This window comes from Pseudomonas sp. LBUM1656 (assembly GCF_059716065.1).
Map to the genome: position 1 here is coordinate 4,603,859 of NZ_CP166800.1, position 12,147 is coordinate 4,616,005.

General features: G+C 58.9%; 10 protein-coding genes. 5 read left to right on the plus strand and 5 right to left on the minus strand.

Going from position 1 to position 12,147, the window contains the following annotated elements; all coding sequences use genetic code 11:
* The first annotated feature begins 50 nt into the window (after positions 1-50).
* The 5 genes from ACA072_RS20695 to ACA072_RS20715 all read left to right on the plus strand — a co-directional run bounded on the left by ACA072_RS20695 (position 51) and on the right by ACA072_RS20715 (position 5,054).
* On the plus strand, positions 51-1,385 hold the full coding sequence (locus ACA072_RS20695; protein ID WP_497620246.1) for a TRZ/ATZ family hydrolase: 1,335 nt from the start codon (positions 51-53) through the stop codon (positions 1,383-1,385).
* A gap of 58 nt (positions 1,386-1,443) precedes the next feature.
* Positions 1,444-2,142, plus strand: coding sequence for a bifunctional 2-polyprenyl-6-hydroxyphenol methylase/3-demethylubiquinol 3-O-methyltransferase UbiG (gene ubiG / locus ACA072_RS20700; RefSeq protein WP_010461694.1), 699 nt, complete (start codon positions 1,444-1,446; stop codon positions 2,140-2,142).
* Between the two features lie 4 nt (positions 2,143-2,146).
* Entirely contained in the window at positions 2,147-2,818 is a 672-nt protein-coding gene (mupP, locus tag ACA072_RS20705; protein WP_497620248.1) for an N-acetylmuramic acid 6-phosphate phosphatase MupP, read from the plus strand.
* Positions 2,819-3,012: 194 nt separating this feature from the next.
* Entirely contained in the window at positions 3,013-3,753 is a 741-nt protein-coding gene (locus tag ACA072_RS20710; RefSeq protein ID WP_497620250.1) for a YciK family oxidoreductase, read from the plus strand.
* Positions 3,754-4,127: 374 nt separating this feature from the next.
* Entirely contained in the window at positions 4,128-5,054 is a 927-nt protein-coding gene (locus tag ACA072_RS20715) for a GGDEF domain-containing protein (RefSeq protein WP_497620252.1), read from the plus strand.
* A 168-nt stretch (positions 5,055-5,222) separates the two neighbouring features.
* On the opposite strand, the gene ACA072_RS20720 is transcribed toward ACA072_RS20715, so the two are convergent.
* From ACA072_RS20720 to trhO, 5 genes are all read right to left on the minus strand, one after another.
* Entirely contained in the window at positions 5,223-5,984 is a 762-nt protein-coding gene (locus ACA072_RS20720; protein WP_497620254.1) for an iron-containing redox enzyme family protein, read from the minus strand.
* A 78-nt stretch (positions 5,985-6,062) separates the two neighbouring features.
* On the minus strand, positions 6,063-8,522 hold the full coding sequence (locus ACA072_RS20725; RefSeq protein WP_497620255.1) for an EAL domain-containing protein: 2,460 nt from the start codon (positions 8,520-8,522) through the stop codon (positions 6,063-6,065).
* Between the two features lie 135 nt (positions 8,523-8,657).
* Positions 8,658-10,475: an ABC transporter ATP-binding protein gene (locus ACA072_RS20730; RefSeq protein WP_497620257.1), complete on the minus strand. Its 1,818-nt coding sequence runs from the start codon at positions 10,473-10,475 to the stop codon at positions 8,658-8,660.
* Positions 10,468-11,070, minus strand: coding sequence for a DsbA family protein (locus tag ACA072_RS20735; RefSeq protein ID WP_497625024.1), 603 nt, complete (start codon positions 11,068-11,070; stop codon positions 10,468-10,470). Before ACA072_RS20735 ends, ACA072_RS20730 begins: the two co-directional genes overlap by 8 nt.
* Positions 11,071-11,109: 39 nt before the next feature.
* Complete coding sequence (trhO, locus tag ACA072_RS20740; RefSeq protein WP_109633750.1) at positions 11,110-12,051, minus strand: oxygen-dependent tRNA uridine(34) hydroxylase TrhO; 942 nt, start codon at positions 12,049-12,051, stop codon at positions 11,110-11,112.
* Between the last annotated feature and the right edge of the window lie 96 nt (positions 12,052-12,147).

Genomic DNA, 12,147 nt, shown 5'->3' on the forward strand with positions numbered 1-12,147 from the left:
GCTCGGGTATACTTCGCCATCCTTTACAAAAGCACTGGAACCGACCCTCGATGCCGAACACTGCCGCTGCGCTCGACCTGCTGTTGCTGCCGACCTGGCTGGTACCCGTCGAACCCGCTGGCGTTGTCCTCAAAGAGCACGGCCTGGGCATCCGCGACGGTCGTATCGTGTTTATCGGCCCAAGGTCGGCTGCGCTGAAGCTTAACGCAACCGAAGTGCGCGAGTTGCCGGACATGTTGCTCAGCCCCGGCCTGATCAATGCCCACGGGCATGCGGCAATGACACTGTTCCGGGGCCTGGCTGACGATCTGCCGCTGATGACCTGGCTGGAAAACCACATCTGGCCCGCCGAGGCCAAGTGGATCGATGAAGCCTTCGTGCGCGATGGCACCGACCTGGCCATCGCCGAGCAGATAAAAGGTGGCATCACCTGCTTCTCTGACATGTATTTCTTTCCGAAGGTTGCCAGCGAGCGCGTGCATAACAGCGGTATTCGCGCACAGATCGCCATTCCGATCCTCGACTTCCCGATACCAGGCGCCAGCACGGCGGACGAAGCCATTCGTCAGGGCGTCGAGTTATTCGGCGATCTCAAGCACCACGAGCGGATCAAAGTCACGTTCGGCCCCCATGCGCCTTACACCGTAGGCGACGAAAACCTCGAGAAAATCCGGGTGATCGCCGAAGAACTGGATGCCTCCATTCACATGCACGTCCATGAAACCGCCTTCGAAGTGCAGCAAGCGGTCGAGCAGCGTGGTGAACGCCCATTGGCCCGACTCGGGCGCCTGGGCTTGCTCGGGCCGCGCTTCCAGGCCGTGCACATGACCCAGATCAGCGACGAAGACCTGGTGCTGCTGGTAGAAAGCAACACCCATGTAATTCATTGCCCGGAATCCAACCTCAAGCTGGCCAGCGGCTTCTGCCCGGTCGAGCGTCTGTGGCAGGCCGGGGTCAATGTCGCGGTCGGTACCGATGGCGCGGCCAGCAACAACGACCTCGATTTACTCGGCGAAACCCGCACTGCGGCGTTGCTGGCCAAGGCTGTCGCCGGCTCGGCCACCGCGCTGGACGCCCATCGTGCACTGCGCATGGCCACGCTCAACGGCGCCCGTGCGCTGGGGATCGAGACTGAAGTCGGTTCGCTGGAAGTCGGCAAAGCCGCGGACATCGTCGCGTTCGACCTGTCGGGACTGGCGCAGCAACCGGTCTACGATCCGGTTTCGCAACTTATATATGCCACTGGCCGGGACTGCGTGAAACACCTGTGGGTCGCCGGCAAGCAACTGCTGGACGACCGTCGCCTGACCCGTATGGACGAAGAACAACTCTGCGCCAGCGCCAAGGCCTGGGGCCAGCGCATCAGTGGCCATTCCGAATTGTAAGCCCCCCGGCCTGAACACCGGGGCAACAGGATTTTTCAAGTTTTAGAGGACTTAAACCATGAGCAACGTCGACTACGCCGAAATCGCCAAATTCGAAGCCCTGGCCCACCGCTGGTGGGACCGCGAAAGCGAGTTCAAACCGCTGCATGACATCAACCCGCTGCGGGTCAACTGGATTGACGAGCGGGTCAACCTGGCCGGCAAGAAAGTCCTCGATGTGGGCTGCGGTGGTGGCATCCTCAGTGAAGCCATGGCCCAGCGCGGTGCTACCGTCATGGGTATCGACATGGGCGAAGCGCCGCTGGCGGTTGCGCAATTGCATCAACTGGAATCCGGTGTGAGCGTCGAATACCGGCAGATCACCGCCGAAGCACTGGCCGAAGAAATGCCCGAGCAGTTCGATGTGGTCACCTGCCTGGAAATGCTGGAACACGTGCCGGATCCGTCCTCGGTGATCCGCGCCTGTTTCAAAATGGTCAAACCGGGCGGCCAGGTATTCTTCTCCACCATCAACCGCAATCCGAAGGCGTACCTGTTCGCGATCATCGGCGCCGAATACATCATGAAGTTGCTGCCACGCGGCACTCACGACTTCAAGAAATTCATCCGTCCTTCCGAGCTGGGTGCCTGGAGCCGCATGGCCGGCCTGACCGTCAAGGACATCATCGGGCTGACGTACAACCCGCTGACCAAGCACTACAAACTGGCGGCCGATGTGGACGTCAACTACATGATCCAGACCCTGCGCGAGGAGTAAGCCGATGCGTATCAGAGCAGTCCTTTTCGACATGGACGGCACCCTGCTCGACACCGCGCCGGACTTCATTGCCATCTGCCAGGCGATGCGCGCCGACCGCGGCTTGCCGCCGGTGAACGACAAGCACATCCGCGACGAGATTTCCGGGGGCGCCAAGGCGATGGTCGCCGTGACTTTCTCCATGGACCCGGAATCCCCAGGCTTTGAAGAACTGCGCCTGGAATTTCTCGAGCGTTATCTCAAGGATTGCGCAGTCCACAGCAAGCTGTTCGACGGCATGAGCGAACTGCTGGCCGATATCGAGAAAGCCAACCTGATCTGGGGCGTGGTGACCAACAAGCCTGTGCGCTTCGCCGAGCCGATCATGCAACGACTGGGGCTGGCTGAACGTTCGGCACTGCTGATCTGCCCGGACCATGTAAAGAACAGCAAACCGGACCCCGAGCCGCTGATCCTGGCGTGCAAGATGCTCAACCTGGACCCGGCCAGCGTACTGTTTGTGGGCGATGACCTGCGCGATATCGAATCCGGTCGCGATGCCGGCACCAAAACGGCTGCCGTGACCTATGGGTACATTCACCCGGATGACAACCCGCGGCATTGGGGGGCGGATGTGGTGGTGGATCATCCGCTGGAGTTGCGCAAAGTGCTTGATAGCGCGCTGTGTAGTTGCTGAACACCGGTTTTCAAATCCTGGAATTGGGTTGCAGGAGCTGACGCCTTCGCGGGCAAGTCGAATCGTCGCACCGCCGCTCCCACAGGGTTCTGTTGGTGAATACAAAATGTGTGAACACCTTGATCCTTGTGGGAGCGGGCTTGCCCGCGAATGGCCGCGCCGCAATCTGCTCTGTGTTTTAGTCGAGGTTTTTTATGTTTGATTATTCCGCCCACCCTGAATTGCTCAAGGACCGGGTCATCCTGGTCACCGGCGCAGGTCGCGGCATTGGCGCTGCGGCGGCGAAAACCTACGCCGCCCATGGTGCAACCGTACTGCTGCTGGGCAAGACCGAAGCCAACCTGACCCAGGTCTATGACGAAATCGAAGCGGCCGGGCACCCACAACCCGCCGTGATCCCGTTCAACCTGGAAACCGCGCTGCCTCATCAGTACGACGAACTGGCCGCGATGATCGAAACCGAGTTCGGCCACCTCGACGGTTTGCTGCACAACGCGTCGATCATTGGCCCGCGCACACCGATCGAGCAGCTGTCCGGCGAGAACTTCATGCGCGTCATGCACGTCAACGTCAACGCCATGTTCATGCTCACCAGCACCCTGCTGCCCCTGCTCAAGCTGTCCCAGGACGCTTCGGTGGTGTTCACCTCCAGCAGCGTCGGTCGCAAGGGTCGTGCGTACTGGGGCGCTTATGGCGTGTCCAAGTTCGCCACCGAAGGCTTGATGCAAACCCTGGCCGACGAAGTCGACACCGTGGCACCGGTGCGCTCCAACAGCATCAACCCGGGCGCCACCCGCACCAGCATGCGCGCCCAGGCCTACCCGGGTGAAAATCCACTGAACAACCCGACACCCGAGGAGATCATGCCGGTCTACCTTTATTTGATGGGCCCGGACAGCACGGGCATCAACGGTCAGGCCTTCAACGCCCAGTAACGACCGCACGTCGCTTTTTGTGCCGCGCCGAATTCCTGGCGCGGCGCTTAAAGTGCCTCGCAACTGCAGCGGTTTCAGTCAAATCGCCGTCGCCCTCTCAGCCAAAAATTCGCCAAAAACCTCCTAAAATATTGATTCGGAACGCTTTTTATTAGAAGGAACTCATTGGCATGACTTTCGCTCTAAATTTGCTCAGACACGCCGTGTGAAAGCAATCGGGCAGACGCCTCAGTCGATAGGTTACTAATCTTCGGCAAAGCGGACTAAACTTGCGCCAAATGTCCTACGGGACTGATGGACCAGTATGACGCGCAGCCCAAAGCCGCTCTCACCCAGCCTGTAAGACAGCCTTACTGCTTAGGGGCTCACGCCATATGAAATCACCATCCCAGACCAACGCAATTGACTTCGACAGCGCCAAATTGCAACGCCTGGGCTTTGGTCAGCAACCTCCCATTCTGGAGCGGCCATTCAGCCTTGCACAATTGCGCCAGCAACTCGGCCAGCAGCTGCAAACCAGTCTTGAGCCACAACGTATCCTCGGACTCTTCTTCCGCGAGATTCAACGCCTGGTGCCGCTGGATGCGCTGACTTATCAGCACCCGGCCAGCGACTTGCGTCTGGAGTTCGGTCATCGCGGCCATCATTCCGTCAGCTATAGCCTCAGTCATGAAGGCGAAAACCTGGGTGAACTGGTGTTCCGCCGCAATCAGCGATTCAGCGAGTACGAACAGGGCAACCTGGAATCGTTGCTGTCCACTCTGCTGTTCCCGATGCGTAACGCCCTGCTCTACCGGGCCGCGACGCAGAGTGCGTTGCGCGATCCCTTGACCGATACCGGCAATCGCATCGCCATGGATCAGACGTTGCAGCGTGAAATCGAAATGTCGCGACGCCACTTGATGCCGTTGTCACTTCTGATGCTCGACATCGATCACTTCAAGAACGTTAACGATAATTACGGCCACAGTGCGGGCGATGACGTACTCAAGGCAGTCGCTGCCGCGATCAAGAACCAGCTGCGCAACGTAGACATGGTGTTCCGGTTTGGTGGCGAAGAGTTCCTGATCCTGCTGTCCAACACCAGCCGTGAAGCCGCCGCCATGGTCGGCGAACGCCTGCGGTTTGCGGCGCAGGCGCAGAACTACAAGGCCGATGGCAATATGGTCGAGTTGACGGTCAGCCTGGGTTGCTCGACCCTGCTGCCCGGCGAGTCTGCCGAGAGTTTGTTGCGCCGGGCCGACAGCGCGCTGTATGTCGCCAAGCGCGAAGGGCGTAACCGGTTGGCCATGGCGGGTTAACACCCTCAGCAACACAGTAAAAGACATGTGGGAGCGGCGGTGCGGCGATCCGACTTGCTCGCGAATGCGGACTTTCAGTCAACATCATCGTTGAATGTCAGTCCGCCTTCGCGAGCAAGTCGGATCGCCGCACCGCCGCTCCCACATTTGCTTCGTGTTGCCTATGGATCAGCTTTCGGCCAATGCCATGCGCTCACGCGCGACCGGAGCCTTTTCCGAGTGTTCCAGCTGCATGCATCGCTCCAGGAACAGGTACATGTAGTCGTAGCTCTTGCACACAGCCTCGCGCAATTCCACTTGCAGGGATTTGCTCGGGTTCATGCCCGCCAGCGTGCAGATGATTTCCAGCGCTTCCCAAGGATGGGCATCGTCGTACTGGGCGTGCATCTTCAACCACTTCATGGCCCGCTTGCGGTCTTCCTCCGGGAACCCTGCCGCATAGACACCGCTGGAACAGACCAGTGCCGACCACTCTCCGGTCGCGCCTTCGATGGCGTAGTTGGTCGCGGCGATGGCAACGATCAACGAATCCGCCGAACTGGTGTGCCAGCACCAGTGGCTCAAGGCGTGCAATTCAGGGGCAACGTGTTGCGCTTGCAGATCTTCCAGGGTGACACCATGGGCCCGACTCCAGTTTACCCAGTAATCGGCATGGTTCAGTTCGACACGAATGTTACGCATCAACCAACGACGCGCCATGTCTTCACCTGGGTGGCGGGCAAAACGAGTCTTGGTCAGGTTTTGTGCCATGTATAACGCGAACTGTTCAACGACTGGCCAGCCACCAATAAGGTACTGACGCATGGTTTTAGCGCTGAGCTTGTTGTCTCGCATGCGCTGATACAGTTCGTGTTCGACAACCCGGCGCTTACTCTCGCTGCAATCCTTGATGAGCTGTTGCGCCCATACCGGGTAACTTGCAGCTTCCATGAGTGGTCCGGTTCGGTTGAATGTGTCGATCACTGTCGGGCTCCTTTTGATTGTGATTGTTAGGATCAGCAAGAGATTTCAACGGAACGTGCCGGGCGCCTTGAATAACAAAGGTTGAGGCCTGGCAGGACGACTTTGCAAACTATCGCAGGTAAACAGATGCGGGCGTTCAATGACATACCCTTGAGCGAAATCGACCCCGATCTCCAGCAATGCCTGCTCGATCTGGGGTGTTTCTACAAACTCGGCAATCGTGCGCTTACCCATGACATGGCCGATGTGGTTGATCACTTCTACCATGGCGCGGTTAATCGGGTCGTCCAGCATATCCTTTACGAAACTTCCATCGATCTTCAAGAAGTCTACAGGTAAATGTTTCAAGTAGGCGAATGAGGACATCCCGGCGCAGAAGTCATCCAATGAAAAGTGGCAACCTAAACCTTTGAGTTCATTGATAAATCTAATTGCACTTCCCAAATTGGAAATTGCACTGGTTTCTGTAATTTCAAAACAAATCATTTCAGGTGGAATGGACCAAGTAACAAACTGTTCCCTCAGGAAGTCCAGAAACGCGTCATCTCCGATAGTAGTACCTGACAGATTAATCGCACACATGGCCAAAGGACCTTTGCGCTCTTCGGCAATACATTGGGCAATGATCTTGAAGACGTTCTGCACTACCCAACGATCAAGTGCGGTCATCAGGCCATAACGTTCGGCAGCCGGAATAAAACTGTCCGGCAATATCATGCGCCCGGCTTCATCATGTAGACGCAACAGGATTTCTATATGCCCGCCGCCGCGTTCAGTATGACCAAGGGGTGCTATTTCCTGGGAGTACAGGCAAAAACGGTCCTCCTCCAGTGCCATATGGAGGCGCTGTACCCACGCCATCTCACCGAAACGCAGGGACAGTTCCGAATCATCGGCGTTATACACCTGAACCCGGTTACGGCCCTTTTCCTTGGCCATGTAACAGGCCATATCAGCGGCACGCAGCGAAGCTTCGAGGGTGGTCGGGGTTTGCGCGATATGCACCATCCCGATGCTGACCGTCGTGACGAATGGCCGGCCTTTCCACACAAAGTGCAGATTCTGCACGGTATGGCGAAGGCTTTCGGCAATTTTCTCGGCGACTTCCGGCGGACAGTTCTCCAGCAAAATGCCGAACTCGTCGCCGCCCAGCCGGGCCAGGGTGTCACCTTCGCGCAGCCCAGATTGCAACAGCGCGCAGATATGCCGCAGCAGCTCGTCACCCGCCGCATGGCCGCAGGTATCGTTGACCAGTTTGAACTGGTCCAGATCGAGGAACATCAAGGCGTGGCGCCCGGCGTACCGGGTCAGGTTGTGCAGCGCCTGCTCCAGGCGATACTCGAACTCGCGACGATTGGCCAGCCCGGTCAAGGCGTCATGGGTCGCCTGCCAGGACAGATTGGCGATGTACTGCCGCTCCTGAGTCATGTCATGCAACACCAGCACGGCGCCACTGACCTTGTCGGCATTGCGGATCGGCGCCCCCACCAGGGTGACCGAAACGGTGCTGCCATCCAGGCGCTGGATCAGTTTGGAATGTTCGCTGCCGCCGCTGAGCTGTCCGCTCAAAATGTGCTCGATCAAGGTAAAGCCATCGGCTTGAGCATTGTCATCCAGCAGATTGAACAAGGCCGCCAGCGGCAAGCCGACGGCCTGCTCGCCTTTCCAGTGAGTCAACGCCTCGGCCGCCGGGTTCATGTAGGCGATGGCACCATCGACATCCGTGGTGATCACCCCGTCGCCAATCGATTGCAGGGTGATCTGCGCCCGGTCTTTCTCCAACTGCAGGGCCTCGGCAAAGGCATGGCGCTGCTTGAGCAGTTTGTGGGTGCGCATCAAGGCCAATGCAATCAAGCCCAGGGCCGTGGCCAGGTTTGTCACCAGCAGCAGGCGCAGAATCAAGCGCGAGCCTTCGCCCAAGGCATCGCTGAAGGCTTTGGCGGCAGGCGTCACACCATCGTTGATTGCAAAAATCTGCTCCTTCCAGCGCTTGATGTCGGCGTCCGAAGCCTGATTTTCGGTAATGCCCTGATGCATCTCCTGGGCGACGTTATCGAGTTGCACCAGGTACGCGTCACCCACAGTCCAGCGGTCGATGGCTTTTTCCAGATAACTGAAATGCCGAAAATTAAGGTACAGCCAGATCAGGCTGGAGACGTCATCGGGATGATTGCCACCTTTGAGAATCGCCACCCGTGCGGCTTCGATATTCGGTGGCTGGTGATCCAGCGCCACGCGCAACTCGTGTCCGCCCTGCGGCACGGCGATAGCGTTCTGGTACTTGAGGAAAATGGCCCCATCGCGACTGTCCGCGTAGAGATTGAGGTAATAGATGGCGTCTTTCTGGCCCTTCGACCACAGGCTTTCCCCGGCAACATAGCCGCGGACCGCCGAAAGTACATAGAGACTGACACCGCCCAACAGCGCTTGAAATAGCACTACGGCAATAAATGGCCAGACGATGCCCAACAACCTGGGGGTTCCGAGAGTCCGCTTTTGCTTCATGAGGTCCCTTGCATTAGCACTGCCAGATCATCATCCAAAGTGATCGCTACAGCTAGACTAGGGTGCGTATTCGATCCCGGCAAGCCAATGGCCATATTTTGCGTGCTCTTGCCGTCAACCTGGCGCGAACTGTCACTAATGCTGCTGCAAATGGCCATAAAGCTTGGCGTATAAACCGCCTTCGGCAATCAGCTGCTGATGGTCGCCATCCTCGGCAATTTGCCCGCCGTCGAACACCAGCACCCGATCGGCCTGTTTCACCGCCGACAACCGATGCGCAATGATCAGCGTGGTGCGGTTGCTCAGGAATCGCGCCAGCGCCTGGTGCAGGTTGTATTCGGTGGCCGCGTCCAGCGCCGAGGTGGCCTCATCGAGAATGACCACCTTGGGTTCGGCCAGCACCATCCGCGCGATCGCCAGCCGTTGCCGCTGGCCACCGGACAAACGCACACCTGAACGTCCGACGATGCTGTCCAGACCATCTGGCAACTCGCGAACAGTTTGGTTCAGCTGGGCAATTTCCAGCGCCTGCCAGCAGGCTTCGTCGCTGCGCACACGGCCCATCGTCAGGTTGGCGCGCACGGTGTCGTTGAACAGCGCGGGATGTTGCAGGACCACGGAGACGTTTTCGCGAACCGTCTCCAGGCCGATCTCTTGCTGGGTCGAGCCACCGAAGCGGATAGTTCCGGCAAGGGGTGTGTACAACCCCAGCAGCAACTGCACCAAGGTGCTCTTGCCGCCACCGCTGGCACCGACGATGGCCACTTTCTCCCCAGGTGCGATCGACAAGTCCATCTGGTTCAACACCAGCTCGTCGCCATATCCGAAACTCAAGCCCTGGACTTCGATGCCCACGGTGTCCCGACCCTGGAACGGATCGACACCGCCGGGGTATTGCGGCTCATCGGCGCGGGCCAGCAGTTCGTTGATCCGCGACAGCGCACCACCGGCGGCGTAATAGGCATACTGCAAATTAAGCAGCTGCTCCACCGGACCGATCATGAACCACAGGTAGCTGAACACCGCCAGCATCTGGCCGATGGACAAGTCGGAGAACAACACGGTGAGCATCGCCGCGGCGCGGAAAATATCGATGCCGAACTGGAACAGCAAGCCACTGGCTCGGTTCGACGCATCGGTTTTCCACTGCGAGTTCACCGCATAATCGCGCACTTCCCGAGCCCGCTGCCCCAGACGCCCGAGGAAAAACCCCTGACGGTTGCCGGCGCGCACTTCCTGAATCGAGTCGAGGGTTTCGGTCAGGGCCTGGGTGAACCGCGAGGTGCTGTCGTTCTCGAGCTTCTTCAGGTGCTTGACCCGCTTGCCCAGTTGCACCGTGGCGTAGATCACCAGCGGGTTGAACAGCATGATCAGCAGCGCCAGTTTCCAGTGCATCCAGATCAGAATGCTCGCGGTGCCAACCAGCGTCAGCATCGCCACCAGGAATCGACTGAGGGTCTCGCCGACAAACTTGTCCAGCGTGTCCAGGTCCGTGACCAGGTGCGTGGTCACCGTGCCGCTGCCCAGGCTTTCGTATTCACCCAGGGAAATGCGCTTGAGCCGTTCGATCAGCCGGATGCGGATGCGATACACGATGTCTTTGGCCAGCGCCGCGAACAACTTCGCCTGCACCACGTTGAACAGCAAGGCGCCACAGCGCAGCAACAAGGTCACCAGCAGCATCAGGCCGATGTAGCCTGCTGCTTTCTGCCAGTTTTCGGGCAACGCGTGATTCATGATTTTCAGCGCGGAATCGCCGTGACCCAGCAACACTTCGTCTACCAGCAATGGCAACAGCAGAGGAATCGGCACGCTGCACAGAGTGGCCAACACCGCTACGCCATTGGCGATCCACAAGGGTTTTTTATGGTGAAGGGCCAGCCGCCGGATTTCAGCCCAACTCAGCCGATCGACACGCTTGGGAGCGGGCGTGTCATCGGGCAGGTCATGCACAGGCAGCGCGCTCCAGCCAACGCCCGAGCAATGGCGACAACTCGCTCAAGGGTTGATAGCCATTGGTCAACAGCGCCAGTTGCCCATTTCGCTCGGCCAGCAGCGTAGGGAATCCGGCGATACCGAGGTCCTGCACCCAGGTAAAATCGGCAGCAGTCGCAGCGTGCTGATCGGCACGGTCGAACGCGGCAGCAAATTCGATGCGTGGCAGGCCCGCCTTCTCGGCCAACTCGACCAGGACACTGGCGTGGGTAACGTCTCGACCTTCGGCGTAGAACGCGTGTTGAATCAGCCCGAGCAGTTTCCACGCGCAATCCGGTGCCAGGTTGCGCGCCGTCACCAGCGCCCGGCAGGCAGGCTCGGTGTCGTAGACAAAACCGTCAGGCAACGCGCCTTCGGTCTTGAACGGTTGGCCGGTGGCCTGGGTGACGGCCTGCCAATGCTCAAGGATATAGCGTCGGGTGGTTGGCTCCAAGGCGGAGCCGCTGCCGGTGCGCAAGCCGCCCACCACCAGATGCACGTCCACTCCTGCCGCCTGTGCCTGCTCGACCAGCGCGTTGGCGACGGGCGCAAAGCCCCAGCACCAGGAACACATCGGGTCCATCACGTAGAGCAGGCGTTGGGCAGACATGATTCAAGCCTCTGAAGGAGTTTGCTTGTAGTTGTAGCCGATTGGGTGAGGCAGGTTGCGCGCCTTGGCCAGTTCGATCTGCTTTTGCCGATCGATGGCGCTGCGACGGGTTTTCTCGCTCAGCGTATCCCAGCAATGCGGGCAACTGATGCCGGCCACGTAATGCTCGGACGCGCGGTCTTCGACGCTGACAGGCGTACGACAGGCATGACATTGATCGTAGTCGCCTTCGCTGAGGTCATGACGCACGGTCACGCGGTTGTCGAACACGAAGCAGTCGCCCTGCCATTTGGTTTCTTCCTGCGGCACCTCTTCGAGGTACTTCAGAATGCCGCCCTTGAGGTGATAGACCTCGTCGAAGCCCTGGCTGAGCATGTAGCTCGAGGCCTTCTCACAACGAATGCCGCCGGTGCAGAACATTGCGACTTTCTTGTGCACGGCCGGGTCGAAGTGGGCTTTGATGTAGTCGGGGAATTCGCGAAAACTGGTGGTTTTCGGGTCGATGGCGCCTTCGAAGGTGCCGATCGAGACCTCGTAGTCGTTGCGGGTGTCGATCAGCAGCACTTCAGGATCGCTGATCAGCGCATTCCAGTTCTGCGGATCGACATAGGTGCCGACCTTTTTGTTCGGGTCCACGCCTTCGACGCCGAGGGTGACGATTTCTTTCTTGAGTTTGACCTTGGTGCGGTAGAACGGCTGATCGTCGCAGTACGACTCTTTGTGGTCGATGTCGTCCATGCGCGGGTCGTTCTTGAGCCAGGCCATCAGCCCGTCAATGCCTTCGCGGCTGCCGGACACGGTGCCGTTGATGCCTTCTTCGGCGATCAGCAGCGTGCCTTTGATGCCGTTGTCGACCATCGCTTGCAGCAGTGGCTCGCGCAGGGCGACGTAATCTTCCAGGGTGACGAACTTATACAGTGCCGCCACGACAATCTGTTGTGTCATGGGTGATTCTCCAGGTGGCTACCCTCGTAAGGGGTGAACCGGATGCGAAAAAAAACGCGCCGGGTGAGCGGCGCGTTGCGGATTCTAGCAAAAAAC

Excerpts from the sequence above, each read along its gene's own strand:
- ACA072_RS20695 (WP_497620246.1), top strand. The coding sequence starts at position 51 with ATGCCGAACACTGCCGCTGCGCTCGACCTGCTGTTGCTGCCGACCTGG.
- ubiG (WP_010461694.1), top strand. The coding sequence starts at position 1,444 with ATGAGCAACGTCGACTACGCCGAAATCGCCAAATTCGAAGCCCTGGCC.
- mupP (WP_497620248.1), top strand. The coding sequence starts at position 2,147 with ATGCGTATCAGAGCAGTCCTTTTCGACATGGACGGCACCCTGCTCGAC.
- ACA072_RS20710 (WP_497620250.1), top strand. The coding sequence starts at position 3,013 with ATGTTTGATTATTCCGCCCACCCTGAATTGCTCAAGGACCGGGTCATC.
- ACA072_RS20715 (WP_497620252.1), top strand. The coding sequence starts at position 4,128 with ATGAAATCACCATCCCAGACCAACGCAATTGACTTCGACAGCGCCAAA.
- ACA072_RS20720 (WP_497620254.1), bottom strand. The coding sequence starts at position 5,984 with ATGGAAGCTGCAAGTTACCCGGTATGGGCGCAACAGCTCATCAAGGAT.
- ACA072_RS20725 (WP_497620255.1), bottom strand. The coding sequence starts at position 8,522 with ATGAAGCAAAAGCGGACTCTCGGAACCCCCAGGTTGTTGGGCATCGTC.
- ACA072_RS20735 (WP_497625024.1), bottom strand. The coding sequence starts at position 11,070 with ATGTGTTCCTGGTGCTGGGGCTTTGCGCCCGTCGCCAACGCGCTGGTC.
- trhO (WP_109633750.1), bottom strand. The coding sequence starts at position 12,051 with ATGACACAACAGATTGTCGTGGCGGCACTGTATAAGTTCGTCACCCTG.